Annotated in this window: 28 protein-coding genes; 10 read left to right on the top strand and 18 right to left on the bottom strand. The window is 70.9% G+C overall.

Annotation, left to right across the window (positions count from 1 at the left end; all coding sequences use genetic code 11):
* The first annotated feature begins 15 nt into the window (after positions 1-15).
* The 3 genes from ACT3UN_RS01825 to xdhC are packed head-to-tail and all read left to right on the top strand — an operon-like array spanning position 16 to position 4,561.
* A complete protein-coding gene (locus ACT3UN_RS01825) occupies positions 16-1,413 on the top strand; it encodes a xanthine dehydrogenase small subunit (RefSeq protein ID WP_444655993.1) in 1,398 nt (465 codons plus the stop codon).
* Complete coding sequence (gene xdhB, locus ACT3UN_RS01820) at positions 1,410-3,770, top strand: xanthine dehydrogenase molybdopterin binding subunit (protein ID WP_444655991.1); 2,361 nt, start codon at positions 1,410-1,412, stop codon at positions 3,768-3,770. The genes ACT3UN_RS01825 and xdhB overlap by 4 nt, the downstream gene beginning before the upstream one ends.
* Positions 3,767-4,561 (top strand): xanthine dehydrogenase accessory protein XdhC, encoded by a 795-nt coding sequence (gene xdhC / locus ACT3UN_RS01815; protein WP_444655989.1) that lies wholly within the window; start codon positions 3,767-3,769, stop codon positions 4,559-4,561. The genes xdhB and xdhC overlap by 4 nt, the downstream gene beginning before the upstream one ends.
* Here xdhC and ACT3UN_RS01810 read toward each other — a convergent pair.
* Entirely contained in the window at positions 4,539-4,922 is a 384-nt protein-coding gene (locus ACT3UN_RS01810) for a DUF488 domain-containing protein (RefSeq protein WP_444655987.1), read from the bottom strand. The two genes, xdhC and ACT3UN_RS01810, sit on opposite strands and share 23 nt — an antisense overlap.
* Positions 4,923-5,013: 91 nt before the next feature.
* On the opposite strand from ACT3UN_RS01810, the gene ACT3UN_RS01805 reads away from it, so the two are divergent.
* The gene (locus ACT3UN_RS01805; RefSeq protein ID WP_444655985.1) at positions 5,014-6,300 is read left to right on the top strand and encodes an HNH endonuclease signature motif containing protein; all 1,287 of its coding nucleotides are present in this window, start codon (positions 5,014-5,016) and stop codon (positions 6,298-6,300) included.
* Positions 6,301-6,375: 75 nt separating this feature from the next.
* Here ACT3UN_RS01805 and ACT3UN_RS01800 read toward each other — a convergent pair whose 3' ends face one another.
* Positions 6,376-7,122: a hypothetical protein gene (locus ACT3UN_RS01800; protein WP_444655983.1), complete on the bottom strand. Its 747-nt coding sequence runs from the start codon at positions 7,120-7,122 to the stop codon at positions 6,376-6,378.
* Positions 7,123-7,187: 65 nt separating this feature from the next.
* Here ACT3UN_RS01800 and ACT3UN_RS01795 point away from each other — a divergent pair, with 65 nt between their 5' ends.
* Complete coding sequence (locus ACT3UN_RS01795; RefSeq protein WP_444655981.1) at positions 7,188-7,757, top strand: TetR/AcrR family transcriptional regulator; 570 nt, start codon at positions 7,188-7,190, stop codon at positions 7,755-7,757.
* A 7-nt stretch (positions 7,758-7,764) separates the two neighbouring features.
* On the opposite strand, the gene ACT3UN_RS01790 is transcribed toward ACT3UN_RS01795, so the two are convergent.
* Complete coding sequence (locus ACT3UN_RS01790; RefSeq protein WP_444655979.1) at positions 7,765-8,718, bottom strand: NAD(P)H-dependent flavin oxidoreductase; 954 nt, start codon at positions 8,716-8,718, stop codon at positions 7,765-7,767.
* A 50-nt stretch (positions 8,719-8,768) separates the two neighbouring features.
* Here ACT3UN_RS01790 and ACT3UN_RS01785 point away from each other — a divergent pair, with 50 nt between their 5' ends.
* On the top strand, positions 8,769-9,089 hold the full coding sequence (locus tag ACT3UN_RS01785; protein ID WP_444615191.1) for a hypothetical protein: 321 nt from the start codon (positions 8,769-8,771) through the stop codon (positions 9,087-9,089).
* Here ACT3UN_RS01785 and ACT3UN_RS01780 read toward each other — a convergent pair.
* Positions 9,065-9,541 carry a flavodoxin family protein gene (locus ACT3UN_RS01780; RefSeq protein ID WP_444655977.1) on the bottom strand — a complete coding sequence of 159 codons (477 nt, stop codon included), beginning with the start codon at positions 9,539-9,541 and terminating at the stop codon, positions 9,065-9,067. The genes ACT3UN_RS01785 and ACT3UN_RS01780 overlap by 25 nt on opposite strands.
* 30 nt (positions 9,542-9,571) lie before the next feature.
* On the opposite strand from ACT3UN_RS01780, the gene ACT3UN_RS01775 reads away from it, so the two are divergent.
* Complete coding sequence (locus ACT3UN_RS01775) at positions 9,572-10,300, top strand: glutamine amidotransferase-related protein (RefSeq protein ID WP_444655975.1); 729 nt, start codon at positions 9,572-9,574, stop codon at positions 10,298-10,300.
* 14 nt (positions 10,301-10,314) lie between these two features.
* A complete protein-coding gene (locus ACT3UN_RS01770; protein WP_441579847.1) occupies positions 10,315-10,869 on the top strand; it encodes a gamma carbonic anhydrase family protein in 555 nt (184 codons plus the stop codon).
* On the opposite strand, the gene ACT3UN_RS01765 is transcribed toward ACT3UN_RS01770, so the two are convergent.
* Genes ACT3UN_RS01765 through ACT3UN_RS01750 form a run of 4 tightly spaced genes read right to left on the bottom strand, consistent with a single transcriptional unit; the run spans position 10,862 to position 15,345 of the window.
* Positions 10,862-11,617, bottom strand: coding sequence for an NAD-dependent deacylase (locus ACT3UN_RS01765; protein ID WP_444655972.1), 756 nt, complete (start codon positions 11,615-11,617; stop codon positions 10,862-10,864). The two genes, ACT3UN_RS01770 and ACT3UN_RS01765, sit on opposite strands and share 8 nt — an antisense overlap.
* Positions 11,592-13,304, bottom strand: a complete 1,713-nt coding sequence (locus ACT3UN_RS01760; RefSeq protein WP_441588482.1) for a purine-cytosine permease family protein — start codon at positions 13,302-13,304, stop codon at positions 11,592-11,594. The genes ACT3UN_RS01765 and ACT3UN_RS01760 overlap by 26 nt, the downstream gene beginning before the upstream one ends.
* 59 nt (positions 13,305-13,363) lie before the next feature.
* Positions 13,364-14,020: a dethiobiotin synthase gene (gene bioD / locus ACT3UN_RS01755; RefSeq protein WP_444655970.1), complete on the bottom strand. Its 657-nt coding sequence runs from the start codon at positions 14,018-14,020 to the stop codon at positions 13,364-13,366.
* Complete coding sequence (locus tag ACT3UN_RS01750; protein ID WP_444655968.1) at positions 14,017-15,345, bottom strand: adenosylmethionine--8-amino-7-oxononanoate transaminase; 1,329 nt, start codon at positions 15,343-15,345, stop codon at positions 14,017-14,019. The genes bioD and ACT3UN_RS01750 overlap by 4 nt, the downstream gene beginning before the upstream one ends.
* Before the next feature lie 37 nt (positions 15,346-15,382).
* Between ACT3UN_RS01750 and ACT3UN_RS01745 the strand changes: the two genes are divergently transcribed.
* The gene (locus ACT3UN_RS01745; RefSeq protein ID WP_444655966.1) at positions 15,383-16,621 is read left to right on the top strand and encodes an aminotransferase class I/II-fold pyridoxal phosphate-dependent enzyme; all 1,239 of its coding nucleotides are present in this window, start codon (positions 15,383-15,385) and stop codon (positions 16,619-16,621) included.
* Here ACT3UN_RS01745 and ACT3UN_RS01740 read toward each other — a convergent pair.
* The 8 genes from ACT3UN_RS01740 to ACT3UN_RS01705 form a co-directional block, all read right to left on the bottom strand.
* The gene (locus ACT3UN_RS01740; protein ID WP_444655964.1) at positions 16,533-17,477 is read right to left on the bottom strand and encodes an urease accessory protein UreD; all 945 of its coding nucleotides are present in this window, start codon (positions 17,475-17,477) and stop codon (positions 16,533-16,535) included. The two genes, ACT3UN_RS01745 and ACT3UN_RS01740, sit on opposite strands and share 89 nt — an antisense overlap.
* 20 nt (positions 17,478-17,497) lie before the next feature.
* Positions 17,498-18,133 (bottom strand): urease accessory protein UreG, encoded by a 636-nt coding sequence (gene ureG / locus ACT3UN_RS01735; protein ID WP_444655962.1) that lies wholly within the window; start codon positions 18,131-18,133, stop codon positions 17,498-17,500.
* 33 nt (positions 18,134-18,166) lie between these two features.
* Positions 18,167-18,892, bottom strand: a complete 726-nt coding sequence (locus ACT3UN_RS01730; RefSeq protein ID WP_444655960.1) for an urease accessory protein UreF — start codon at positions 18,890-18,892, stop codon at positions 18,167-18,169.
* Entirely contained in the window at positions 18,892-20,619 is a 1,728-nt protein-coding gene (gene ureC / locus ACT3UN_RS01725; RefSeq protein ID WP_444655958.1) for an urease subunit alpha, read from the bottom strand. Before ureC ends, ACT3UN_RS01730 begins: the two co-directional genes overlap by 1 nt.
* Entirely contained in the window at positions 20,616-21,014 is a 399-nt protein-coding gene (locus ACT3UN_RS01720; protein ID WP_441579043.1) for an urease subunit beta, read from the bottom strand. The genes ureC and ACT3UN_RS01720 overlap by 4 nt, the downstream gene beginning before the upstream one ends.
* A gap of 9 nt (positions 21,015-21,023) precedes the next feature.
* Positions 21,024-21,767, bottom strand: coding sequence for a hypothetical protein (locus ACT3UN_RS01715; RefSeq protein WP_444655956.1), 744 nt, complete (start codon positions 21,765-21,767; stop codon positions 21,024-21,026).
* Positions 21,768-21,775: 8 nt separating this feature from the next.
* Positions 21,776-22,081 carry an urease subunit gamma gene (locus ACT3UN_RS01710; protein WP_441582387.1) on the bottom strand — a complete coding sequence of 102 codons (306 nt, stop codon included), beginning with the start codon at positions 22,079-22,081 and terminating at the stop codon, positions 21,776-21,778.
* A gap of 138 nt (positions 22,082-22,219) precedes the next feature.
* The gene (locus ACT3UN_RS01705; RefSeq protein ID WP_444655954.1) at positions 22,220-22,585 is read right to left on the bottom strand and encodes a carboxymuconolactone decarboxylase family protein; all 366 of its coding nucleotides are present in this window, start codon (positions 22,583-22,585) and stop codon (positions 22,220-22,222) included.
* Between the two features lie 249 nt (positions 22,586-22,834).
* On the opposite strand from ACT3UN_RS01705, the gene ACT3UN_RS01700 reads away from it, so the two are divergent.
* Positions 22,835-23,476 carry a TetR/AcrR family transcriptional regulator gene (locus ACT3UN_RS01700; protein ID WP_444655952.1) on the top strand — a complete coding sequence of 214 codons (642 nt, stop codon included), beginning with the start codon at positions 22,835-22,837 and terminating at the stop codon, positions 23,474-23,476.
* A 1-nt stretch (position 23,477) separates the two neighbouring features.
* Here the strand turns inward: ACT3UN_RS01700 and ACT3UN_RS01695 are convergent, their stop codons facing one another.
* Both ACT3UN_RS01695 and ACT3UN_RS01690 read right to left on the bottom strand, forming a co-directional pair.
* A complete protein-coding gene (locus tag ACT3UN_RS01695; RefSeq protein ID WP_444655950.1) occupies positions 23,478-24,320 on the bottom strand; it encodes an alpha/beta fold hydrolase in 843 nt (280 codons plus the stop codon).
* An 80-nt stretch (positions 24,321-24,400) separates the two neighbouring features.
* Complete coding sequence (locus tag ACT3UN_RS01690; RefSeq protein WP_444655948.1) at positions 24,401-25,390, bottom strand: calcium/sodium antiporter; 990 nt, start codon at positions 25,388-25,390, stop codon at positions 24,401-24,403.
* Positions 25,391-25,397 lie beyond the last annotated feature (7 nt).

Below are 25,397 nucleotides of genomic sequence, written 5' to 3'. Positions count from 1 at the left end.
CCCATATCGGTGACGGTGAACGGAGCGACTCTCCACGGCACCGACCCCCACGTCAACCTCCTCGACCTGCTGCGCGACAACGGCCTCACCGGCTGCAAGGAGGGTTGCGCCGAGGGCGAGTGCGGCGCCTGCGCGGTGATGGTCGCCCGCCCTGACACCGCCACCGACGGGACCACGACCCGCTGGACGCCGGTGAACGCCTGCCTGCTGCCCGCGGCCGCCCTCGACGGGCAGGAGGTCGTCACCGCCGAGGGCATTGGCACCGCCGGTGACCTGCACCCCGTCCAGCACGAGATGGCGGTGCGCGGCGGTTCGCAGTGCGGCTACTGCACGCCCGGCTTCATCTGCTCGATGACCGCGGAGTACTACCGCCCGGATGCCGACAAGCCCTTCGACCTGCACTCGCTGTCCGGCAACCTGTGCCGTTGCACCGGCTACCGTCCGATCCGCGACGCCGCCCTCGCGCTCGGCACGCCTGACTCCCCCGGCTCCGCCGACGCTCTCGCGCAGCGCCGCGACACCCCCGCGCCCTGCGCGGCGCGCACCGACCTCACCGGCGGCACGGCGCGTTTCCGGCGTCCGGAGTCCCTGGAGCAGGCCTGTCGCATCCTCGCCGAGGACCCGTCGACCACCGTCGTCGCCGGTTCCACCGACCACGGCGTGGGCGTGAACCTGCGCGGGGAGCGTCCGGCGGACGTCATCACCGTGGACCGCGTTCCGGAGATGCGCGGCATTCTGCGCACCGACACCTGCGTGGACATCGGCGCGGCGCAGACGCTCACCGAGATCGAACGCCAGGTCGGTGACGAGGTGCCGCTGCTCGGCCAGCTGCTGCCGCAGTTCGCCTCCCGCCTGATCCGCAACAGCGCCACCCTCGGCGGCAACCTCGGCACCGGCTCTCCCATCGGCGACGCCGCACCCGCCCTGCTCGCCCTCGACGCCTCCCTGGTCCTGACCAGTGCGGACGGCGTGCGCGAGGTGGCGTTGGCGGACTACTTCACCGGCTACCGACAGTCCGTGCGCCGGCCCGGTGAGCTGATCACGCGCGTGCGGATCCCGCTGCCGCTGGCACCGCTGACGGCCTTCCACAAGATCGCGAAACGACGCTTCGACGACATCTCCTCCGTCGCCGTCGCCTTCGCGCTCACCGTGGAGGACGGTGCGGTCACGCGCGCCCGCATCGGCCTGGGCGGGGTGGCCGCCACCCCGCTGCGCGCGCTGGCGACGGAGGACGCGTTGGTCGGCGCGCCGTGGACAGCGCAGACCGTCGCCGCCGTGTCGGACGTCCTGCGCGCCGAAGGCCCGCCGATGTCCGATCACCGCGCGAGTGCGGACTACCGTTCGGCGATGCTGGCGACCTCGCTGGAACGCTTTTACGAAGAGCACGCAGAAACAGCGGAGGTGTCGCGATGAGTGTCCTCTCGCAGCGTCCCGCCGACCCCGTGGTCGGCGAGTCCCACCCGCACGAGTCGGCGTCCCTGCACGTCACCGGCACCGCCCTGTACACCGACGACCTGGTCAACCGGTACCCCGGCGTCCTGCACGCCGAGCCGGTGCAGTCGCCGCACGCGCACGCGCGCATCGTCTCGCTGGACGCCACTGCCGCCCTGGCGCTCGACGGTGTGGTGCGCGTGCTCACCTCCGCCGACGTGCCCGGCGTCAACGACGCAGGCACCAAGCACGACGAGCCGCTGTTCCCCGAGGCGTCCGGCGGCGAGGTGATGTTCCACGGCCACGCGGTGTGCTGGGTGCTCGGCGAGTCGCACGAGGCCGCCCGGCTGGGCGCGGCCGCGGTGGAGGTGGAGTACGAGGAACTGCCCGCCGTGCTCAGCCTCACCGACGCCATCGAGGCCGGCAGTTTCCACGGCGCGCAACCGACGATGCTGCGTGGCGACGCCGCCGCGGCCCTGGCCGACGCCGAGCACGTGCTCGAGGGCACCTTCGAGTTCGGCGGGCAGGAGCACTTCTACCTGGAGACGCAGGCGTCGTTGGCGCTGCTCGACGAGAACGGCCAGCTGCTCGTCCACTGCTCCACCCAGCACCCCACCGAGACCCAGGACATCGTGTCCCACGTCCTCGGCGTGCCCGCGCACGAGGTCACCGTGCAGTCGCTGCGCATGGGCGGCGGGTTCGGCGGCAAGGAGATGCAACCGCACGGCTACGCTGCGGTCGCCGCCCTGGGTGCCACGCTGACCGGGCGTCCGGTGCGTGTCCGGCTCAACCGCACCCAGGACATGACGATGACCGGCAAACGCCACGGCTTCCACTCCACCTGGACCGTCGGATTCACCGACGAGGGCCTGGTCACCGGGCTGGACACCACCCTCACCGCGGACGGTGGCTGGTCGCTGGACCTCTCCGAGCCGGTACTGGCGCGCGCGGTGTGCCACGTGGACAACGCCTACTGGATCCCGCACATCGCCGTGCACGGGCGCATCGCGCAGTGCCACCGCACCTCGCAGACCGCCTTCCGCGGTTTCGGCGGGCCGCAGGGCATGCTCGTGATCGAGGACATCCTGGGACGTATCGCCCAGGTGCTGGGCCTGCCGGCCCGTGAGGTGCGCCGACGCAACTTCTACTCCGCCGGGCAGTCCACGCCCTACTCCATGCCGGTGCGCCACCCCGAGCGCGCCGTCGCCGCGTGGGACCAGGTGCTCGAACACGGTGACGTGGAGGCCCGCGAGGCCGAGATCGCCTCCTTCAACGCCACGCACCCCTCGCGCCGGCGGGCGCTGGCGATGACGCCGGTGAAGTTCGGCATCTCCTTCAACCTCACCGCCTTCAACCAGGGCGGGGCGTTGGTACTGGTGTACAAGGACGGTTCCGTGCTGGTCAACCACGGTGGCACGGAGATGGGCCAGGGCCTGCACACCAAGATGATGCAGGTCGCCGCGACCACGCTGGGCGTGCCGATGACGCTGGTCCGCCAGTCCCCCACCCGCACCGACAAGGTGCCGAACACCTCCGCCACCGCGGCGAGTTCCGGGGCGGACCTCAACGGCGGGGCGGTGAAGGACGCCTGCGAGCAGATCGTGTCGCGCCTGCGCGTCGTCGCCGCCTCCGTGCTGGGGGTCAGCGCCGACGACGTGCGCTTCAGCCGCGGCCTGGTCACCGCCCTCGGCAGCGAGGAGTCCGTGACCTGGCAGTCCCTGGTGTCCACGGCGTACATGCAGCGCGTGCAGCTCTCCGCCAGCGGTTTCTACCGCACCGAGGGCCTGCACTGGGACGCCTCTGTGATGCAGGGCGAGCCGTTCAAGTACTTCGCCTACGGGGTCGCCGCCGCCGAGGTCGAGGTCAGCCGCTTCGACGGCTCCTACGAGGTGCGCCGGGTCGACATCGTCCATGACGTGGGCGACTCCCTCTCACCACTGATCGACCTGGGCCAGATCGAGGGCGGGTTCGTGCAGGGCCTGGGCTGGCTGACCCTGGAGGACCTGCGCTGGGACACCGGTGAGCGCCCCGGCGACCGCGGCACCGGACGCCTGGCCACGGCCGGGGCGTCCACGTACAAGCTGCCCTCGCTCTCCGAGCTGCCCGGCGACTTCCGGGTGGAGCTGCTGGACAAGGCGCACGAGTCCGGTGCGGTGTACGGCTCGAAGGCGGTGGGTGAGCCGCCGTTCATGCTGGCCTTCAGCGTGCGCGAGGCGTTACGCCAGGCCGTCGCCGCCTTCGGCGCGGGCCTGTCCGAGCAGGTGGAGCTGCCGTCCCCGGCGACGCCGGAGGCGGTGTACTGGGCGGTCGAGCGGGCCCGGTCCCGGGTTCGGGTATGAGCTGGTTGTCGGACGCCGCGGACCTTCGCGCCCGTCGCGTGCCGTCGGTGCTGGTGACGGTCGTGGCCCGTCGCGGCCACGCCCCGCGGGAGGCGGGCGCGAAGATGCTGGTCACCGCCGACGCCAAGTCCGGCTCCGTGGGCGGCGGGAACCTGGAGGCCGGGGCCGTGCGGCGCGCCCGCGAGATGCTGGCCGCCGGTGCGTCCTCCCCGGAGACGATGGACTTCGCCCTGAACGACAAGGTCCCCTACGACCACGGGCGGCAGTGCTGCGGCGGCGAGGTGACGGTGCTGCTGGAGGTGCTGGACGTGCCGCCGTGCGTGGCGGTGTTCGGGTGCGGGCACGTGGGCCTGGAGTTGGCGCGGATCCTGTCGCGCCATGACCTGGACCTGTGGTTGTGCGACTCGCGCCCCGCACAGCTGACCGAGGCGGAGGCCGTGACGCAGGACGCTCCGGCGACCGTGACCACCCGCCTGGCGGTGCTGGGCGAGGCGGTGGTCGACGAGCTGCCGGCCGGCGCACACGTACTGGTGATGACCCACGACCATGCCGAGGACCTGCACCTGTGCGATGCCGCGCTCGCCCGCGACGACCTGGGTTCGGTGGGCCTGATCGGCTCCTCGGCGAAGTGGGCCAGGTTCCGCTCGAAGCTCGCCGAGGCCGGTCACTCCCCGGAGTCGGTCGCGGCGATCCAGTGCCCCGTGGGGCTACCTGACCTGGGCGGGAGCCGCCCCGCGGAGATCGCGGTCAGTGTGGCGGCGGACCTGCTCACCCGCCTGCCGTCGCACTGAGCTGATCCTCCAGCCGGTCCTCCAGCCAGTCGCGCAGCACGGCGGCGTGGGTGTGCTCGGTGTCCTTGCCGGCGAAGAGGAGCACGACGTCGCCCTGTGCCAGCGCCTCGCCGATGGCAGCGACGGCGGCTTCTGTATCTGCATCATCGAGTTCGGCGCGGTAGGCGTCACTGAACTCCTCCCAGCCCAGGGTGCCGTCGTGGAAGTCCTTGCGCAGCCGCGTCGACGGGGTGAGTTCCTTCGGCCAGCCGGTGAGCCCGAGGCTGTCCTTCGACACCCCGCGCGGCCAGAGCCGGTCGACCAGGAAACGCGGTGCGTCCCCCTGCACGTCGTAGACCCTGGCTATGTCGATCCTGCCCATCATCCACCATCCTATTCGAACATGCTGTTGACTCGTGTCCGGACCCCAGTGTACACTTCACCGCACAAACGGAAAAGGGGGAACCGGGGACATGACCACCACCGACGAACCAGCCCCTGTCGACATCGACGCACTGCAGCGCCACATCAACATCGTCGAGATGGGCCTGATCATCCACCTGCGTCAACTACCGGCCAGCGAACGCCTCGGCGCCGCCCTGGCCCTACGCGGACGCTCCCGCAACGACGCCACCCGCTTCGCACACGCAGGCGAACTCGCCGCACGCAACCTCGAACTGTTCTGCGCCGTGGTGACCACCGGCATCCTCGCCGCCGACCACCTCGCCCTGATCCGCCGGATGATCCACGCCCAACTATCCACCGTGCCCAAGGGTCGCCACGACGAGATCACCGCCTGCCTCGACGCGGCAGTCAACACCCACGTCACCCCGTGGCTGCGCGACACCACCCGCCTGGTCACCCTGCAAGAGCTCCGCGACCGCGTGCGCGCGGTGATCCTGGATGTCGCACCGGTGCTGGCAGACAACACCGCCCAGGCCCAGGAGGACACCGTCACCCTCAAGCGCCGGGGCAACAAGATGATCCTCACCGGCGGCGACGAGATCACCCTGGCAGCCATCGACGACGAACTCGACAAGAAAGCCCGCGTCATGCTGGCCGACGCCCGCCGTCTTCAGGAAAACCTCCCCGACGACGAACGCTCCGAGCTACCGACCCGCTCCCAGCTCAAAGCGCAGGTCATGCTCGAACAGCTCGGCGACAACCCGAACTCGATGGACATCCGGGGGCATCTCTACCGCGCGACGATCGACGGGGTGCACGGTACCGGGGCGGGCTATGTCGCCGGGGTCGGCTGGGTCAACCCCGCCACCGCGCAGAGGTTTGAGGGGGCCTGTGACCCGAAGAAGGTTAAGGAGATCCCCATCGACCCGCAGGACTACCCCGAGTCGCCGGGCTACCCGTTCCTGCTGGGCCACCGCACCTACATGGAAGGCCGCGACGCGACCTGCCGGTTCCCCAACTGTGACGTGCCGGCCACGCTGTGCGACAACGACCATATCGTCAACTCCCCGCACACCGACCCCACCAGTGACGGGGCCACGCATCCGAGCAACGGGCAGAAGCTGTGCCGACCGCACCACCGGCTGAAGACCGAGGGGTCCTGGCGGTGTTCCTCCCCCGACGGTGGCTTCACCATCCACTGGCAAGGCCCGGGCGGGGTGCGCTACACCACGCACGCGACCGGCCCGTTAGCCCAGGTCTACGGCCCGGAAGTCAAGGACACCGGCCCTGCCCCCAGCTTCGACGACACAGACGACACAGACGCCGACACTGAGGACCCTCCCGACGAGGACTGACCCCCGCGCACACGAAAACCCCCGCACCACCAAGGTGCAGGGGCCGGACGCGCGGGCCCGGAGAGCAGCGAAGAGCTACCCCGAGAACCCATCGGCCATGGCGATGTCGTGCAACTCCTCCGACACGCGCCCCGCCAGGTTCCGGTCCTCCCACATCATCCGGACCACGGACTCACTGTCCCCGTCCGGCAGTGACGGCACCCCGCCGACGAGTCCCTCGCGGACATGGCGGAAGACCCGGCACTGTGCCTCACGGTGCACGAACGGCACCGGCTCCACGTCGCGCCCGGTGTGGTGCTGCACGTCCGGGATCAGCCCCCAGCAGCTGCGGTAGATGTCGTAGCCCTCGAGCTCCTCCCCGTTGTCGAGGGTCACCGTGTCGGCCACGTGGATCCGGTCGTAGTTCGGCGACTCCGTCCCGTCCACGCACGCGAGCTGCTCCTCGTCGAGGAAGCTCACCCACATCGTGGTCTGCGCCCCGGGCTGCCGGTACGGTGCGGCTGCGATGTAACCCCGGGGGCTGACGTGCGCGGTGAAGGCGGTGGTGGTGTCCGGCACGCACGCCCGGATGAAGGGCACCATCGGCGAGACGCCGTGCGACTCCAGTTTCGTGAGCATCACCCCCGGCGAGGCGTTCGACCCCACCGCCACCACGGGGGTGAATCCCAGGTCGTCGGCGATGCCGACCATGCCGACCTCACCGGGGAAGTAGCCCTCGGCGGTCAGCGTCCCGGAGGCGGTGGGCCAGGGTCCGGGGTACAGCCACGGTGTGGCGGTCAGGTCGACGTCGAGGCAGGGCGCGTGCTCAGGTGCAGCAGTCATGACAACCTCCACCCTACGCCAACCCTGCTCTCCCGTCCCACCAGTCACAGGATACGATCTGGTACATGCGTACGACGACCCGCCGGTACCAGATCTTCGACGCCGTGGACCGGCTCATCGGCCGGGAGGGGATCACGGCGGTGAGCATGCGCACCGTGGCCGCCGAGGCCGGCGTGTCCCTGCGCCTGGTGCAGTACTACGGCACCGACAAGAACACCCTGGTCGCCGCCTCCCTGCAGCGTCTCTCCGACCGCAGCATCCGACGGTGGCGCGAGCGACGCCACCCGGACGACTCCCTGCGCGCGGTCATCGAGGGCTACTTCGCCGCCACCCTGCCCGTCGACGAGGAGACCTGCGCCTTCCACCGCATCAGCGTGTCGATGGAGCTCATGGCCGTCACCGGCACCGAGCCGGCGGCCTCGGCGTACCGCCGTCACCTCGCGGCCACGGGCACGGAGTTCACCGACGCCTGCCTGACCGCCATCCCGAAACTCGGGGAGGACACCGCCGGCAGCATCGTGGACACGGCGATGGCCCTCGGCCACGGCCACGGCTCCCTGCTGATGGCCGGACGTGTCACCGAGGAGGCTGCGCGCGCCACCGTCGCCGCGATGGTCGCCGACCTGCCGGGCTAGAACAGATTCAGAACCGTTTCAGCAGGTCGTAGGCTTCCTGTGCCATGCGGGCGATGACCTCGCCCGCCGGTTCCTGCTGCCGGACCAGGCCCACGCCCTGCCCCGCGTGGAGCTTCAGGTCGTCGGCGTGGTGTCCGCCCGGGGCGCGGGCGGCGACGAGTTCGGCGTCGTCCACCGTCCGGTCGTCGGCGTAGCGGTCGACGAAGTCGTTGCGCACGGTGCGCGTGGGCCAGGTGGTGGTGTCCCAGCCGACCTGCTCGGCGCGGTCGTAGATGCCGGTCAGCACGGTGTTGCGCGCCGAGGCCGCCACGGCGGCCGCCTTGAGGTCCGTCGAACCCATCGACTCGGGGGACGCCAGCAGCGCCGTGCCGATCCAGGCGGCGTCCGCACCCGCGGCGAGCACGGCGGCCAGGCCGCGTCCGGTGCCGATCCCGCCGGCGACGGCGACGGGCACGCCCGGGGCGTGCGAGGCGGTGTGGTTGAGCACCTGCTGCATCAGCGGCATCGTGCCGATGCGCCCGGTGTGCCCGCCGGCGTCGGTGCCCTGCACGCAGAGCACGTCCACCTCGGACTGCAGGGCCTGGCGCACCTGCGGCATGTCGTTGACCGGCGCGACCACGCTGATCCCCGCGGCGTGCGCCCGCGCCACCCACGGCGACGGGTCGCCGAAGGCCAGGGAGATCACGGTGGGGTTGGCCTCCACCGCGGCGTCGAAGACCTCGTCGGTCAGCGCCCACACCATAAGGCCGATGCCGAAGTTGCCGCCCTCCCCGGCGATCTCGGCCTGCTCCAGGATCCACTCCGGCGACGTCGAGGCCCCCACCCCGATCATGCCGAGCCCGCCGGCCCGGCTCACGGCGGCGGCCAGCTCACCACCGGCACGTCCTGCCATGGGTGCGCCGATGACCGGCAGGTCGATGCCCCACAGTCGGGTCAGCAGCGTGTGCGGTAGCTGTGTCACGGTGGTCCTTCCTTACGTCGCGTTGTTCCCTCCAGGGTAGCCTGGCGGCAATGGACATGACATTGAAGAACGCCAAGGACGTCAACACCGCCGCCGTCACCACCCTCGGCCTGATCGGGGGCTGGGTCAGCGCGCGCGAGACCGGTGTCCGCCCGCTGGGCGGTGTGCTGCTCGCCGCGGCTGGCGTGTACGCCGGACGTACCTGGCTGGCCAAGGGCGGCCCCGCGCTGACCGCCGGGCTGAGCACCGCCTACGTCGCCGGCTTCGGCCTGTCGCACCCGCTGGCCAAGAAGATGGGGGCCTGGCCGGCCGTGCTGACCGTCACCGCCGGCGTCGCCGGTGCGTCCTACCTGCTGGCGGACAGCAAGTAGGCACCCACCGTGTTCTCGGCGAGGGCGCGTAGCTCGTCGAGGTGCGGTTCCACGTCGCCGGTGAAGGTCACCGGGTCGGCGGCCGGGGTCCAGCCGAAACCGGAGGCGATCTTCTCCAGCGCATTCTCGGCACCGGTGGTGTCGTAGCCGCCGCGGATCCAGTAGGAGAAGGGCTTCTCGCGGTCCTGGTTCTCCAGGAACGTGGAGTCGAGGTAGTGCTTCAGCGCGCCGGAGATGTAGCCGAAGTTGGCGCTGGTGCCCAGGATCACCGCGGCGGCGTCGTGGAGTTCGCCGGCGTCGGGTTCCAGCGCCTCGCGTTCGCGCACCTCCAGTTCCTCGTCGAGTTCGCCGGACGCCTCGCACGCCGCCGCGCGTGCGGCGTCGAGCACGGTGTCGGCGATGGTGCGCAGCTTCCCGGTCGGACTGTGGTGCACGATCAGAAGGTAGGCCATGGACCCCATGATGCACGTATCCTCGGGGACATGACAGGCACGACAGACGACACCCTGAGCACCGTGGTCCTGCGGCACGTCTCCTTCGAGGACGCCGGCACGTGGGAGCAGCTGCTGCAGCCCCGCCACGTCGACGCCGGCGTGGACTTCCCGCCGGGCCCGCTGGAGGCCGACCTGTTGGTCGTCATGGGCGGGCCGGTCAACGCCGAGGACCCCGACTACCCGTACCTCGCCGACGAGATCGAGCTCATCCGCGCCCGTCACGCCGCCGGACGCCCCGTGCTGGGCGTCTGCCTCGGCGCGCAGCTGCTGGCGCTGGCGCTCGGTGGGCGGGTCGTCCCCGCCCCGGAGGGGGTTCCGATGCAGATCGGCTGGTCGCCGGTGACGCTCACCGACGCAGGGGCCTCCGGCCCGTTGCGCGCCCTGGAGGGACTCCCCGTCCTGCACTGGCACGGCGACCGCATCGAACTGCCCGTCGGGCGGGCGGCCGCGGCCGCCGGCGTGGAACGCCTCGCCCACGACGAGGACACCCCGGTGCAGGCCTTCCGCTCCAACCACGCCCTCGGCCTGCAGTTCCACCCGGAGGTCGACCCGGACACCTTCGAGCGGTGGCTCATCGGCCACCACGGCGACCTGCAGGAACAGGGTGTGGACGTCGACGTCCTGCGCAGGGCGACCGCGCAGGAGGGGCCGGGGCTGGTCGAGCCCTCGCGCCGGATGGTGCTGGGCTGGTTACGCACCGTGGGGCTGATCGACTGATTACAGTGGGGAACATGAACTCACCACTGATCCTCCCCTTCAACGGCCGGGTGCCGCGCATCCACGCCTCCGCCTACGTCGCGCCGACGGCGGTGATCATCGGCGACGTGGAGATCGGCGCGGACTCCTCGGTGTTCTACGGCGTGGTGATCCGCGGCGACGTCGGGTCGATCCGTATCGGCGAGCGCACGAACATCCAGGACAACTCCGTGCTGCACGTGGACACGGGGGTCTCCAACGTGCTCGGCGACGACGTCACCGTGGGCCACCAGGCGCTGGTACACGGCGCCAGCGTGGGCGACGGCACCCTGATCGGCATGTCGTCCTCCCTGCTCAGCGGGTCCACGGTGGGTGCGGGAACGTTGATCGGCGCCGGGGCGACCGTCCTGGAGGGGCAGGACGTGCCGGACGGCGTCCTCGCCGCCGGGCTGCCGGCGAAGGTGCGCCGCGAGCTCACCGACGAGGAGCGCGCCGGCCTGGTCACCCACGCCGGGCACTACGTGGAGATCGCCCGTGGCCAGGCGTCGCCGGGGCAGGCGGTCGACATCGACGACGTGCGCTTCAGCTAAGCAAGTCTGCCAGGTCAGGCAGCCCGACCGCCGCGGTGGTGCGCAGCGACCGGGTCGCCAGCGGTGTCAGGTCGGTGTCCGCCGGACTGATCTCGACGACGGGTACGCCGCGTGCCGCGGCGACGTGCGGCAGTCCGGCCGCGGGGTAGACCACCCCGCTGGTGCCGACGATGACCAGCAAGTCGCAGGTCTCCATGGACTCCTCGGCGGCGGCGAAGGCGTCCTGCGGCAGTGCCTCGCCGAACCAGACGACGCCGGGACGCACGAGGTCACCGCAGGTGGCGCAGTGCGGCGGGTGCAGGCGCGTGGTGGGCTCGGTGGAGGTTTCCTGAGGTGACGGCAGTTCCGGCTCGGGGGCCGTGGCACCGCAGCCGGCGCAGCGGAAGTCGAAGAGGCTGCCGTGCAGGTGGGAGACGTCCCGGCTACCGGCGCGTTCGTGCAGTTCGTCGATGTTCTGGGTGGTGACGTGCACCTGCACGCCCGGGACGTCCTGCCAGGCGGCCACCGCACGGTGACCGGCGTTCGGGGCGGCGGCGCGGGCCTTCGCCGCCCGCCACAGGTACCACGCCCACATGGGGTCGGGGTCACGCGACCAGGAGTCCACGCTGGCCATGGCCTGCGGGTCGACGTGGCTCCACAGTCCGGTGGTCGCGTCGCGGAAGGTGTCCAGTCCGGAGTCGGCGCTCATGCCGGCACCGGTGAAGACCTCGATGCGTCGGGCGTCACGGACGGTCTGTGCCAGGCTCATGCTCCAAGGGTAGGACGTGTTCTCCGGAGGCGTCCAGGGTCAGCGCCAGCGAGGAGATGTACTGCGTACGTCCGTCCGGGCCGGGTACCGCGGAGGCGAGCATGTCCGGGCGCTCACAGGACTCGCCGGTGACCGCGCAGGTCAGCCGGGCGTCCGAGGGGTTGCCGTCGGCGTCCTCCATGGGCAGGTCGATGCCGTCGGAGTCGCGGCGCAGGTACCAGCGACCCTTCGTGACGACGGCCATGAGCGGGGTGGTGACCACGGCGATGACCGCGGCGAACAGCGGGGAGAACGGGGCGACGGTGTCGCCGAAGGCACCGAAGAACATGGCGATCGACACCCCGCCGGACAGCAGCACCGACACGATGCCCACCGGGTTGTAGTCGAAGAGCATGCCGCGGCGGAACTCCGGACGCTTCGGCGAGATCCCCAGCAGGTACTTGTTGACCACGATGTCGGCGGCCACGGTGAAGATCCAGGCGATGGCGAGGTTGGAGTAGAAGCTCAGTACGAAGCTCAGCACGCTGAACATGTTGAACTCCATCAACGCCAGGGAGATCGACACGTTGAGCACCACGAACCACACCCGGCCCGGGTAGCGCTTGGTGGTGCGCGAGTAGATGTTCGTCCAGGCCAGCGAGCCGCAGTAGGCGTTGGTGGTGTTGATCTTGATCTGGGAGATGACCACCAGCACCACCGCGAGGGTCACGGCGAGCCAGCCGGGCATCATCTGGCGGTACTCGGTCATGAACTGGTTGACCGGCTCCACGGCGATGTCGGAGCCCTGCCCCACCACCGAGATCATGTAGACGGCGAGGAAGACGCCGATGATCTGCTTCGTCGCACCGAGCACCACCCAGCCGGGCCCGCCGCAGATCACCGCGGCCCACCAGGAGCGGCGGTTGGCGTCCGTCTTCGGCGGCATGAACCGCAGGTAGTCGATGTTCTCGGCGATCTGCGCGGTCAGTGACAGGCAGACGGCGGCGGCGAGCATCATCGCCGCGAAGGACACCGGCGAGTCGTTCTCACCGGTGTACTCCAGGAAGGTGCCCACCGACGAGGGCTCCTGCACGATGAGCACCACCAACGGCACGAACATCATCACCAGCCACAGCGGGTTGGTCCAGGAGTGCAGCTTGGACAGCAGCTTCATGCCGAAGATGACCAGCGGGATGATCATCAGCGAGCTGACCGCGTAGCCGGCCCACAGCGGGATGCCGAGGCCGACCTTGAGCCCCTGCGCCATGATCGCGCCCTCGGTGGCGAAGAGGATGAAGGTGAAGGACACGAAGATGAGGTTGGTGATGATCGAACCCTTGTAGCCGAAGCCGGAGCCGCGGGTGATCAGGTCGAGGTCCACGTTGTAGCGCGCGGCGTAGTAGGCCAGCGGGGCACTGGACACGAAGATCAGCACGGCGGCGATGAGGATGCCGCCGACGGCGTTGGTGGTGCCGTGCTCCACGCCGATGGCCGCGCCGATGGAGAAGTCCGCGAGGTAGGCGATGCCGCCGAGGGCACTGGCCGCGACGGCCGCCGGCGTCCACTTGCGGTAGTGCCGCGGGGCGAAGCGCAGCGAGAAGTCCTCGGTGCCGACAGGGCTCGACGGGGTCTGTACCGACGGGGTGCCCGGTGAGCCCTGTGGGCCCTGCGCCTCCGCGGTGGTGGGTGTGGTCGCTGTCTGGGTCATGGGACAGGACGCTACGGTCGCCGTTTTTCCGGCACCCTCCCCGTGGCGTTTCGTCGAGGTTACGGTTGCGGCCGGGCGATCCACCGCCACGCCGCGGCGCGGAACGCCGCGGTGTCGAGGGCGCCCGCGCCGGACGGGATGCCGCCCAGCCAGCGGGGACCGCCACGCAGGACGTCGAGCGTGGTGGACGTCGCGGCGTCCGGCGCGTCCGGTACAGAGCCGCCGATGACGCCGGCGCAGGCCACGCCCCGGTGGGCCAGGGCCTCGAGGGTGAGGTCGTGGTGGTTGAGGCTGCCCAGTCCGGTGGTGGTCACCACGACCACCGGGGCGTCGGTGCGCCGGGCGAGGTCGGCGACGGTGAATCCGCCGAGGTCGACGAGTACGCCGCCGGCGCCCTCGACGAGCACGAGACGGTCCGGGGCGTCCAGCGCCAGGATCCGGCGGGTCGTCTCCTGCAGACCGGGCAGGACGACGCCCGCGCGCCGTGCGGCGGCGACCGGTGCCAGGGGTTCGGGGCAGTAGGTGAAGCAGTGGGTGTCGGTGATGCCGGTGAGGGCGGTGACCGTACGCAGGTCGCCGTTGCCGGGCGCCTCGCCGGTCTGCACGGGTTTGACCACGGTGACGTGACGTCCTGTGCCCTGCCCGTTCACCGCCAGGGCCGCGGTGGCGACGGTCTTTCCCACGTCCGTGCCGGTGCCGGTGACGAGCAGGATCATGCGTCCACCGCCGCGACCATCGCGTCGGTGATGCGCACGATCTCCTCGTCGGTGCAGGTGAACGGCGGCATGGTGTAGAGCAGCCGGCCGAAGGGGCGCAGCCACACGCCGCGCTCCACCAGGGCCGCGGTGACCGCCGGGGAGTCCAGCGGGTCAACGGTCTCGACCACGCCGATCGCGCCGAGGACCCGCACGTCCGCCACGCCGGGGTGCCCGCGCAGGGGTTCCAGCCCCTCGCGCAGCAGCTGTTCGGTGCGGGCCACACGCGGACGCCAGTAGCCGGACTCCACCAGGTCCAGTGCGGCCAGGGACACCGCGCAGGCCAACGGGTTGCCCATGAACGTGGGCCCGTGCATCAGGGCCCCTCCGCCGTCCGGCGAGTCCACGGCCGCGGCGACACGGTCGGTGGTCACCGTGGCGGCGAAACTCATGAACCCGCCGGTCAGGGCCTTCCCCAGGCAGAGGATGTCGGGCGTGACCCCGGCGGCGGCGCCGACGAGCACGTCGCCGGTACGTCCGAAGCCGGTGGCGATCTCGTCGAGGATGAGCAGTGCGCCGGTCCCGTCGCACACCTCACGTAGCCCGGTGACCAGGGCGTGGTCGTGGAAGCGCATGCCGCCGGCGCCCTGCACCACCGGTTCCACGATCACGGCGGCCACGTCGTTGTGTTCCACCGCCGCGCGCAGGTCGGCGAGGTAGCGCTCCAGCACCTCCGGGGTGCTGCCGCGCGGTGGCGGGGCGGGCACGAAGACCTGCGGGGTGAGCACCCCGGTCCACAGCGAGTGCATGCCGCCGTCGGGGTCGCACACCCCCATCGGCCCCTGCGTGTCCCCGTGGTAGCCGCCGCGCCAGGTCAGGAAGCGGGTGCGCTCCGGGTGGCCCACACCCCGCTGGTACTGCAGCGCGGCCTTCAACGCGACCTCCACCGACACCGAGCCGGAGTCGGAGAAGAACACCGAGGTCAGCGGATCGCCGGTGAGCTCTGGGCTGTTGATCAGGCAGAGGAGGCGTTCGGCCAGTTCCGCGGCCGGGCGGTGGGTGAGCCCGCCGAACATCACGTGGCTCATCCGGTCGACCTGTCCGTGGGCGGCCTCGCGCAGCGCCGGGTGACCGTGGCCGTGGCACGCCGCCCACCAGGAACTCATGCCGTCGATGACCTCACGGTCCCCGTCGGCCAGCCGCAGGCGTGTGCCGGACGCGGACTCGACCACGAGGTTCCCGGTCGCGCCGTGGCGTGGGGCGTAGGGGTGCCACACGTGCCGCCGGTCGGCGTCGGCCACCCGGTTGGCGTCCCACACGTCCGGGGAGTGCTCTAGGATAGTCATCACACCAGGCTATACACCGTTCAATGAAGGGACAACCGTGAGCGCACCGCACCTGCCCACCGCCACCCGCCTGCAGGTCTGGCGAGACGCCGGGCTCGGCCGCCACACCACCGACATCGCCACCGGACAGCACCCCGTGATCGAGACCGACGGTGGCGCGCGGCTGCTCTTCTCCTCCAGCAACTACCTCGGCCTGTCCCACCACCCCGCCGTGGTGGAGGCCGCGGTCGAGGCCACGTTCACCTACGGCACCGGGTCGGGCGGGTCCCGGCTCACCACCGGGTCCACACCCGTGCACCGCGCACTCGAGGAGGAGCTCGCCGACTGGCTCGGCTACCCGGACTGCGTGCTACTGAACACGGGGTTCGCCGCGAACCTCGCCGCGCTCACGGTGCTGGCGGACGCTTCGGTGACGGTGTTCTCCGATGCCCACAACCACGCCAGCATCATCGACGGCTGCCGTGCCGCGCGCACCAACGGCGCCCGGCTGCAGGTCTACCCGCACCGCGACGCCGACGCCCTGGCCCGGCTGCTGGAGCGGCGCACCACCGAACACGGACTCGTCGTCACCGACGGGGTGTTCTCGATGGGCGGCACCCTGGCACCCGTGGCCGAGATCGTCTCCCTGGCCCACGACAACGGGTGCGCGGTCATGGTCGACGACGCCCACGGCATCGGCACCGTCGGCGACGGGCGCGGCTGCGCCGCACCGGGGGCGCAGGACGCTCCGGAAGCTCCGGACGTGCTGGTCGGCACGCTGAGCAAGGCGCTCGGCGCGGAGGGCGGCTTCATCTGCGCCGACCGCGACACCTGCGAACTGCTGCGTAACCAGGCCCGCCCGTTCATCTACTCGACGTCCTCTCCCGTCCCGACGGTCGCCGCCGCGTTGGCGGCGGTGCGCCTGGTGCGTGCCGACGAGTCGCTCGTGCGGCGGCTGCAGGACAACGTCCGACGCCTCACCGACGGGCTCGGCCTCGTCGGACACCCGGGGACGCCGATCGTGCCGGTGCCGGTCGGCGACGAACGGGCGGCCATGGCCGTTGCGGCGGAGCTGCGGCAGGCGGGTTTCCACGTGCCGGCGATCCGCTACCCCACCGTCCCGCGTGGCGAGGCGATCCTGCGGGTCACCGTGATGGCCACGCACACCGGTGCCCAGATCGACGCGCTGCTGGAGGCGCTGGCGGGCGTCACATCCGTCGCAGGTCCACCGCCGGACGCCCCAGCAGACGCTCCCGCGTCCGGCTGTGCACCCGCTCCACCAGCGCACGCACGCTGACGGGGTCCTCCCCCGCCACGCGCACGGTGATGCCCGCGTCACCGACCATGGTGGACGCCGCGGCGGTGAGTTCCTCGCCGGCCGCCGGCAGGTCGTCGCGGATCTGCGTGAGCAGGTCCGCGACGTCCTCCCCCTCCGCCGGGACCACCAGCACCGTGCCCCACACCGGCCAGCGTGACAGCAGCATCTCCGAGCGCGCGGTCGCGCCGGTGGTGCACAACGTGTCAGAGAGCAGCGGCCGGGCGTCCCGCGTCACCCGGAAACCCTGGGCGAGGACGTCGAAACCGTCGCGTTCGCCACGCGCCAGGCGTCCGGTGAGCATCACCTCCGCTGCCAGCAGCGTGCCCCCGGGCGCCACCTCGGCGTCGGTGACCTGCAGCAGGCGGGAGCCGCCGAAGAGGATCGTCTGCCCCGGCAGGTACTCGCACACCGCACCGTCGGCCACGTGCAGGCTGACCCACTGCGAGGCCATGCCGGCGTTCATCCGGTGCACCGGCGTGCCCGCCTGCGTCGTCACCGTGGCCCGCGCACCGGGTTCGAGCCGGAAGGTCTGACGGATCCGGTCGTTCTGGGCCAGCCCACCACCGGTGGTACGCACGTAGAGGAACGCCTCACCGGGGTCGCCCGGGTCGATGTGGAGCGGGCGGGTGACCTGCATCGGCGCCTTGACGAACCGTGAGGTCACGCCCGTGACACCGTCGCCGCCACCCCGCACGCCGAAGGTCACGTCGAGCACGCCGACCTTGCCGGGGCGTCCCACCGGCATCACGCCGCCGGAGCTGACCTCCCCGGCGACCGCCGCCACCTCGTGCGGCACCGGCGGGGTCAGGTCCGCCGGGTCCAGCGACCTGTTCACGCCCTGAGACAAACCCTGTGTCACGCCCTGAAGCCCTCGAGCTTCTGCTGGAGTTCCTCCACACCCTGCCCGGAGAAGCAGTCGGTGAGCACCACGGGGTTGCCGTCGCGCACGTCGACGGCGTCGGCGTTCATCACCGTCAGGTCGCAGCGCACGTACTGGGCGATGTCGGTCTTGTTGATCACCAGGATGTCGGACTCGGTGATGCCCGGGCCCCGCTTCTTCGGCATCTTCTGCCCCTCGGCGGTGTCGAGCACGAACACGAACACGTCCACCAGCGCCGGGGAGAAGGTGAGCGTGAGGTTGTCGCCGCCGGACTCGAAGAACAAGGTGTCGATCTCCGGGTGCTCGTCGAGCAGGTCCGCGGCGGTCATCAGGTTCATCGTCGGGTCGTCGCGCACCGCGGTGTGCGGGCAGGATCCGGTCTCCACACCGACGACCACGTCCGGGTCGATCACGCCCGCGAGCTCCCGGCGGACGTGCATCGCGTCCTCCTGGGTGTAGATGTCGTTGGTGATCACCCCGACGTTGCGCCCCGTCGCCACGAACCGTGGGACGAGCGCCTCGATCAGGGCGGTCTTGCCGGAACCGACGGGGCCGCCGATGCCGATACGCAGCGGTGAACCGGATCCGGTGACGGGGTCGGGTGTACTCATGTGGGTCTCCTTGTTAACTCTTGCTAACTCTTGCTAACTCATGAACAGTCGGGCGGGGGCGGACTCGTGCGCGGCGGAGGCGAGGTCGCTGCCGGGGCTCGCGCGTCCCAGCAGCCGCCAGTCGCCGGACGCCAGCAGCCCGGCGGCGGTGTCGGCGCAGCGTGCGCTGAGCTCGGCGATCACCGGGTGCGCGGCGGTGATCGCGACCTGCGCACCCACGTGGTCGCACTGGCGCAGGCGCAGGGCGGCACCGGCCCAGCCGACGGCGAGGCCGGTGAGTTCGGTGGCCACCGCGGTGACCGCGTCCATGCCGTGGGACGCGTGTACCACCCCGGCGGCGACGGCCTGGTTGCCGGGCGCCTCCTTCGCCGCGACGGCCGCGGCGTAGGCGCGCAGGACGTCCGGCTGCGTTCCGCCGAGCTGCTCCTCGACCTGGCCGGTGACCAGCAGCAGCTGGCGTCCCACGCGGGTGGACGCACGGCGCAGCTCGCCGGTGACCTTCGTCGCGGAGAGCTCGTGGTCGACGGTGAGCAGGGTGGGAAGGTCGTCGGTGAGCACCGCCACCGCGGTGGCGACCCCGTCGCCCGGGGCGGCGGTGTGGCGCAGGTGCTCGGCCAGCACGTCGGAGACCTGGGCCGTCCCGCGCACGCGTCCGGCCTGCACCAGCCCTTCCAGCCCGTGGGACAGGGTGTAGCGTCCCGACGGGTAGGCGGAGTCGGCGTAGGTCAACGCCTGCAGAAACGGTTGCACCGCGACCATCAGAACAGGAAGAACCGCTGCGCCAGCGGCAGCTCGGTCGCCGGGGCGATCGTGGCGGGCTCGCCGTCCACGGTGACCTCGTAGGTGTCCGGGTCCACGACGATCTCGGCGAGCCGGTCGTTGCGCACCATGTCCTTCTTGCCGATGTCGCGGGTGCCGGCGACGGGCAGGACGGTGGAGGTCAGGCCGAGCTGTTCGGGCACGCCGGCCTCGATGGCGGCGGCGGACATGAACGTCACCCGGGTGTCCTGCAGGGCGGTGCCGTAGTTGGCGAACTGGTGGCGGTAGACCACCGGCTGCGGGGTCGCCAACGAGGCGTTCGGGTCGCCCATCTGCGCGTAGGCGATGCGCCCCTGCCGCAGCACCAGGCGTGGTTTCGCCGCGAAGGAGTCCACCGGCCACAGCACCAGGTCGGCGAGCTTGCCCGGTTCGATGCTGCCGACGTGGGCGCCGATGCCCTGGGCGATGGCCGGGTTGATCGTCATCTTCGCCAGGTAGCGCAGGACGCGGGCATTGTCCGCGCCGCTGCCGGCGTCCTCCGTCAGCGCGCCGAGCTGATCACGGCAGTGGTGGGCGGTCTGGAAGGCCCGGATCCACGACTCCCCCACCCGGCCCATGGCCTGCGAGTCGGAGCTGAAGATGCTGATGATGCCGAGGTCGTGCAGCACGGTCTCCGCGGCGATGGTCTCGGCGCGCACGCGCGAGTCGGCGAAGGCGACGTCCTCCGGGATGTCGTGGGACAGGTGGTGGCAGACCATCACCATGTCCAGCAGCTCCTCCACCGAGTTCACCGTGTACGGCAGCGTGGGGTTGGTCGACGCCGGCAGCACGTTCGCCATGCCGGTGACGCGCAGGATGTCGGGGGCGTGCCCGCCGCCGGCACCCTCGGAGTGGAAGGTGTGCACAGGGCGGCCCTTGAAGGCCCGGGCGGTGGACTCGAAGAAGCCGCCCTCGTTGAGGGTGTCGGTGTGGATGGCCAGCTGCACGTCGAACTCGTCGCAGACGTCCATGGCGTTGCGGATCGTGGCCGGGGTCGCGCCCCAGTCCTCGTGGATCTTCAGGCCCGCCGCCCCGCCACGGACCTGCTCGGCCAGGGCCTCTGGCAGCGAGCCGGACCCCTTGCCCAGGAAACCGGTGTTGACCGGCATCCCCTCGGCGGCACGCAGCATGAACTGCACGCCGGACGGCCCGGGCGTGCACGTGGTCCCCAGGGTGCCCTCGGCCGGGCCGGTGCCGCCGCCGAAGAAGGTGGTGACGCCGTTGGCCAGACCGTGCTCGGCCTGCTGCGGGGTGATGTAGTGGATGTGGGTGTCCACCCCGCCGGCGGTGAGGATGCGGTGCTCACCTGCGATGACCTCGGTGCCCGGGCCGATGACCAGCTCCGGGTCGACCCCGTCCTGGGTGTTCGGGTTGCCGGCCTTGCCGATCTTCACGATGCGGCCGTCGCGGATGCCGACGTCGCCCTTGACCACCCCGGCGACGGCGTCCAGCACGATGGTGCCGGTGATCACGGTGTCGAGTGCACCGGACGCCGCCGTGGCGGTGGGGTCCTGCGCCATGCCGTCGCGCACGGCCTTGCCGCCGCCGTAGACCGACTCGTCGCCGTAGGCGCCGGCCAGGTGGTCGTGCTCGATGCGCACGGTGAGGCAGGTGTCCGCCAGGGTCACGGTGTCGCCTGTGGTGGGGCCGTAGATCTCCGTGTAGCGGGACCGGTCGATGCTGCTCATGGGTGTGTCTCCAGCTCGTCGTTGGTGGCGAGGAACCCCGGCAGGTCCGCCAGGGCGCGGGCCTTCACCGCCGGGTCGTCCAGCGGGCCCTCGACGAGTCCGGCGAAACCGTGCAGGACGCGCCGGCCGCCGAAGTCGACGAGCTCGACCTCGCGGGTGTCGCCGGGTTCGAAACGCACCGCCAGGCCGGACGGCACGGCCAGGTGCATGCCCCAGGCGGCCTCCCTGTCGAACTCGAGGGCCGGGTTGACCTCGAGGAAGTGGTAGTGCGAGCCGACCTGCACCGCACGGTCGCCGGTGTTGGACACCCGCAGGGTGGTCGTGCGGCGCCCCGCGTTCAGCTCGACGGTGGCCGGCTGGTCGGGGGCCAGGCCGTAACTGGCGGATCCGGACATGTGGGTCTCCTAGTGATGGTGATGGTGGCCGTGCGAGTGGGAGTGGCCGTGCGAATGGCCGTCCTCGTCGCCGTGGGAGTGGGCGAAACCGGTGGCGTGGTCGGCGAGCAGTCCGGCGGCGACGCCGTCGTCGTGGTGGTCGACCAACTGGTGCAGCGCGGTGTGCGAGGCCCTTGATGCGGCCGTGGCCAACGACGAGGAGCGGAACAGCGGGGTCGCCGAGTCGTCCTGCCCCAGGTCCGCGCGTACCTTCGCCACCCGTGTCGCCCCGAGCAGCCGCAGCCGTTCACGGGCGGTGTCCACCGACGGCCACGAGCCCTCGAAGGCGACCTCCACCAGCAGGTCCTCGGAGAACTGCTGGGCCAGACGCACCCGGCGCAGCAGCTCGGCGTCGGCGAAGGGGTCGACCGTGTTGGCGGTGAACAGCACCGCGTCGTGGTCCTTGGCCGAGGCGCGCAGGTGACGGCGCATCTCGGCGATCGCCCGCGTGCCGTCGATCAACGACGGGCCGAGCACCACCGTCGTGCCGGAGCGGCGCTCCCACGCCAACGCCTGCGCCGCCTGCGTCACCGACGTCAGCGCCCGGCCCGTCCCCGCCGGGACGACGACCAGCGCGGCGTCCTGCGTCTTGGCCTGCTCGGCATGGCGCGCGAGCTCGCGCGGGCCGGTGACCACCGGCACGCCCGTGGCGTCCTGCAGGACGGCCGGGGACGGCGCCTCGGCGCCGGCGTAGAGGACGGTGACGGAATGCATCCCCACGCTCACAGGCCGATCGGGTCGTGGACGCTGACCAGCTTCGTCCCGTCCGGGAAGGTGGCCTCCACCTGGATCAACGACAGGCGCTCGCGCACCCCGTCCTGCACGTCCGAGTGCCCAAGCACCTGCGTGCCGACCTCCATCGCCTCGGCGACGGTCCGGCCGTCGCGCGCGGCCTCGATGACCGCCTCGCTGATCAGCGCCGTCGCCTCCGGGACGTTGAGCGTGAGCCCCCGGCCCCGGCGCCTGCGGGCGACCTCGGCGGCGGTGAAGATGAGGAGCTTGTCCTGCTCCCGGGGGGTGAGATCCACGGTGCGTCCTTGGGGTTTATGCGGGGGTTTATGCGGGGGTCAGTGCGTGCTGCGTACCCACCCAACGGTAGCGGCGCACTGCCGTCGGCGGGGACGGGGCCGCCGAATTTTAACCCCCCGGAAACACGGGGGACGCGGTCAGCTGTCCCCTTCGATGATGTTCTTCAGCACGCCCGTCGCACCCATGCCGTTGGGCCAGCCCGCGTAGAACGACAGCTGCAGCAGGGCCTCCTTGAGCTCCTCGTCGGTGACCCCGTTCTGCCGCGCGAAGTCGAGGTGGAACTGCAGCTGGTCCATCTTGCCCAGCGCGGTCAGCGCGGAGATGGTGACCAGGCTGCGGTCGCGCTTGGACAGCCCCTCACGCTCCCAGACCTCGTCGAACAGCACCTTGTCGGTGTAGTGCACCATGCCGGGAGCAAAGTCGCCGAAGGCGTTCTGCCCGCCGGTCCAGCCGGTGTTCGCTGAGCTCTCGGTGTTCTCGGTGTTCTCGGTGTTGTCGGTCATGTCAGCTCCTGTTGTGTCGGGAAACTTAAGTGCCCTCTCCATTAAACGCTTCTTTCGGTGTGCTGTGGGAGGCCCCGTCGAGAGAGGTACCGGAGGAACTCCCCGGCGGTGACCGCCGGTATAAAAGCCTCGGCTGAGGGGGGTAGCGGAAAGGATGAGCGGCGCCGCACGTAACTCCGCGGTGCTAGCGTCGGATGGCGTTCTCGTGAATCAACCATCCCGCCGGATTGACCACTGAGGTGAATCGATTTGTCTCCCAGCATCCGCAGTTTCGGCTCGGCCCTTCGTGCCAACCGCGTAGCCAGGCTCCGGCGGCGCATCCTCGATGCCGCGGCAGCCTGCTACTCCACCAACGGCTACCCAGGAACCACCCTGACGCACATCGCCAGGGAGGCCAAGGTCTCCATCGACGCCGTGCTGAGCGTCGGCCGCAAGAGGGAACTCCTTCTGGCGTCCTTCCAACAGGCCTACGCGGGCAGCGAGGGCCAGCGCTCCCCCGCAGACAACGAGGACGCACCCCGAATCGCCGCGGACCCCGACGAGGGAAAGTACCTGGAGGCCGCCGCCTCCCTCGTGGCCGCAGCGAACGCACGCACCAGCATGCTGTGGGGCGAACTCCTCAGCGCAGCCACCTCGGACGACAAGATCGCCGACTCGGTGGGCAAGCTGCTCGCCCGTCGGCGCGACGACTACCGTGCGCTCGCGACCTCCCTCATCAGCAGAGGGCTGGTCGCCTGGCGCGCCAACGAACGAGAACTCGACGACTTCGCCGACGAGCTGTCCTTCCTGTGGGCCCCGGAAGCCCACCGCCAGCTCGTCCTTGGCTCGGGATGGTCGATGGAGAAGTACACCCGCTGGCTCGTCGAGTCGGTGGAGCGGCAGTTCGCGTAGCTCAGTCGGCGAGGAACTCCAGCAACGAGGCGTTGAACTCCGCGGCGTGGCTGTCGTTCAACCCGTGGGGCGCGCCCTGGATCACGGTCGTCCTGCTGTGCGCGACGGCCTCGGCGGTGCGCTTGCCGGACCCCTCGAACGGCACGATGTCGTCGGAGTCCCCGTGGATGATCAACGCCGGCACCTCGATCTTCGGCAGGTCATCGCGGAAGTCGGTGGTGCCGAACGCCTCCATGCAGCCGAGGGCGGCGTCCTGGTCGCTCTGCTGCGCCAGGCGCACCGCCTCCTTCCTGGTCGCCTCGCTGACCTTGAGGTCGTCGCCGACGGAGTAGAAACCGGTGGTGAAGTCCTCGAAGAAGGCGTCGCGGTCGGCGCGCAGGCCGTCCTCCATGCCCTTCGCGGCGTCCTGGGTAAGCGGACCGTCCGGGTTGTCGTCGCCGTTCATCATGAACGGCGGCACCGCCGCGGCGAACACCACGCTGCGGATCCGCGAGGGGTCGCCCACGCTGAAGTAGCGGGCGACCTCGCCGCCACCCATCGAGAAGCCCACCAGCGTCACGTCGGTGAGCTCGAGGGCGGTGAGCACGTCCTCGAGGTCGCGGGCGAGGGTGTCGTAACCGTAGGCGGATTCCGGGTCGTCCGGCTTGCCGGAGCGTCCGAACCCGCGACGGTCGTAGGCGACCACGCGGTAGCCCTCCTTGCGCAGGACCTCCGTCTGCGCCGACCAGGACTCCGCGGACAACGGCCAACCGTGGATCAGCACGACGGTGCGTCCCAGGTCACCTGCCTCCCCACTGTCGTCGACGTGCAGGTTCACCCCGTCACGTGTGGTGATGGTGCTCATGGTGCTCGACCTCCTCGGTACGAGAATGATGTGCAGGTTCGAGGATACGGACTGTGCCGGCATGCGTGTGCCCGTGCCGGTCACACCCTTGCGAGCAGCAGGTAGGTCAGGTAGACGGCGTAGAACGCCACCAGCAGCAGCCCCTCCCAGCGGCTCATCCTGCGGCCGGTCCGGAACATCAGGACCACCAGCAGCGAGACCACCACGAGCACCGGCATGTCGACCCGCAGCACCTCGTCCGGCACCGGGATGGCGTCCGGGGCGACCAGCACCGTGGCGCCGAGGATGAACACGATGTTGTACACGCTGGATCCGATGAGGTTGCCGACCGCCATGGACGCCTGACCGCGCAGCGTGGCCACCACCGTGGTCACCAGCTCCGGGGCGGAGGTGCCGACCGCCACGATCGTCAGGCCGATCAGGGCGTCGGACACCCCGAGCTCCGAGGCGATGTCGACGGCACCGGTGACCAGCCAGTCCGCACCGAGGATCACCAGGACGATACCCCCGAGCAGCAGGACGGCGTCCACCGCGCCGCGCCGCCAGCCGGCGGGCGGCGCGTCCTGTGTGTCTGTCGTCTCCACCGTCTGGACCTGGGCGGCCTGCCGCGACAGTTCCTGCGCGCGCGACCGCTTCGTGTACCAGAGGATCGTGGCGGTGTACGCCACCCCGACGAGCAGCAGGAGGACGCCGGCGGGCCAGGTCAGCGAGCCGCCGAGGGAGAGCACGAGCAGCAGGACCGCCGCCGCGGCGACGGCCGGCAGGTCCAGGCGCAGCATCTGGCGTGCGGTGATGATCGGCTGGATCGCCGCGGCCAACCCGAGCACGAGCAGCAGGTTGACGATGTTTGTGCCCACGATGTTGCCGGTCACCAGGCCGGGACTGCCACGCACCGCGGCGTCGACGCCGACGGCCAGCTCCGGCAGGCTGCTGCCGATCGCCACCACGGTGAGCCCGACGACCATCGGGGAGATCCCCATACGCGCGGACAGTGCCGAGGCCCCACGCACCAGAAGCTCGCCGCCCACGACGAGGACGGCGAACCCGGCGAGGAGCAGCAGCCAGCTCACGGCAGGT

It is taken from the genome of Corynebacterium sp. AOP12-C2-36, assembly GCF_052379185.1.
Taxonomy (GTDB): domain Bacteria; phylum Actinomycetota; class Actinomycetes; order Mycobacteriales; family Mycobacteriaceae; genus Corynebacterium.
Note: the sequence above shows the minus strand (reverse complement) of the source record. Positions and strands in the feature narration are given on the sequence as shown.

Coding starts and splice junctions, on each gene's coding strand:
- bioD (WP_444655970.1), bottom strand. CDS start 14,020: ATGATCCTGCTCGTCACCGGCACCGGCACGGACGTGGGAAAGACCGTC.
- ACT3UN_RS01800 (WP_444655983.1), bottom strand. CDS start 7,122: ATGACTGCTGCACCTGAGCACGCGCCCTGCCTCGACGTCGACCTGACC.
- ACT3UN_RS01715 (WP_444655956.1), bottom strand. CDS start 21,767: ATGCATTCCGTCACCGTCCTCTACGCCGGCGCCGAGGCGCCGTCCCCG.
- ACT3UN_RS01720 (WP_441579043.1), bottom strand. CDS start 21,014: ATGTCCGGATCCGCCAGTTACGGCCTGGCCCCCGACCAGCCGGCCACC.
- xdhB (WP_444655991.1), top strand. CDS start 1,410: ATGAGTGTCCTCTCGCAGCGTCCCGCCGACCCCGTGGTCGGCGAGTCC.
- ACT3UN_RS01760 (WP_441588482.1), bottom strand. CDS start 13,304: ATGACCCAGACAGCGACCACACCCACCACCGCGGAGGCGCAGGGCCCA.
- ACT3UN_RS01775 (WP_444655975.1), top strand. CDS start 9,572: ATGACAGGCACGACAGACGACACCCTGAGCACCGTGGTCCTGCGGCAC.
- ACT3UN_RS01795 (WP_444655981.1), top strand. CDS start 7,188: ATGCGTACGACGACCCGCCGGTACCAGATCTTCGACGCCGTGGACCGG.
- xdhC (WP_444655989.1), top strand. CDS start 3,767: ATGAGCTGGTTGTCGGACGCCGCGGACCTTCGCGCCCGTCGCGTGCCG.
- ACT3UN_RS01785 (WP_444615191.1), top strand. CDS start 8,769: ATGGACATGACATTGAAGAACGCCAAGGACGTCAACACCGCCGCCGTC.
- ACT3UN_RS01750 (WP_444655968.1), bottom strand. CDS start 15,345: ATGACTATCCTAGAGCACTCCCCGGACGTGTGGGACGCCAACCGGGTG.
- ureG (WP_444655962.1), bottom strand. CDS start 18,133: ATGAGTACACCCGACCCCGTCACCGGATCCGGTTCACCGCTGCGTATC.
- ACT3UN_RS01805 (WP_444655985.1), top strand. CDS start 5,014: ATGACCACCACCGACGAACCAGCCCCTGTCGACATCGACGCACTGCAG.
- ACT3UN_RS01810 (WP_444655987.1), bottom strand. CDS start 4,922: ATGGGCAGGATCGACATAGCCAGGGTCTACGACGTGCAGGGGGACGCA.
- ACT3UN_RS01705 (WP_444655954.1), bottom strand. CDS start 22,585: ATGACCGACAACACCGAGAACACCGAGAACACCGAGAGCTCAGCGAAC.
- ACT3UN_RS01730 (WP_444655960.1), bottom strand. CDS start 18,892: ATGGTCGCGGTGCAACCGTTTCTGCAGGCGTTGACCTACGCCGACTCC.
- ACT3UN_RS01770 (WP_441579847.1), top strand. CDS start 10,315: ATGAACTCACCACTGATCCTCCCCTTCAACGGCCGGGTGCCGCGCATC.
- ACT3UN_RS01780 (WP_444655977.1), bottom strand. CDS start 9,541: ATGGCCTACCTTCTGATCGTGCACCACAGTCCGACCGGGAAGCTGCGC.
- ACT3UN_RS01695 (WP_444655950.1), bottom strand. CDS start 24,320: ATGAGCACCATCACCACACGTGACGGGGTGAACCTGCACGTCGACGAC.
- ureC (WP_444655958.1), bottom strand. CDS start 20,619: ATGAGCAGCATCGACCGGTCCCGCTACACGGAGATCTACGGCCCCACC.
- ACT3UN_RS01765 (WP_444655972.1), bottom strand. CDS start 11,617: ATGAGCCTGGCACAGACCGTCCGTGACGCCCGACGCATCGAGGTCTTC.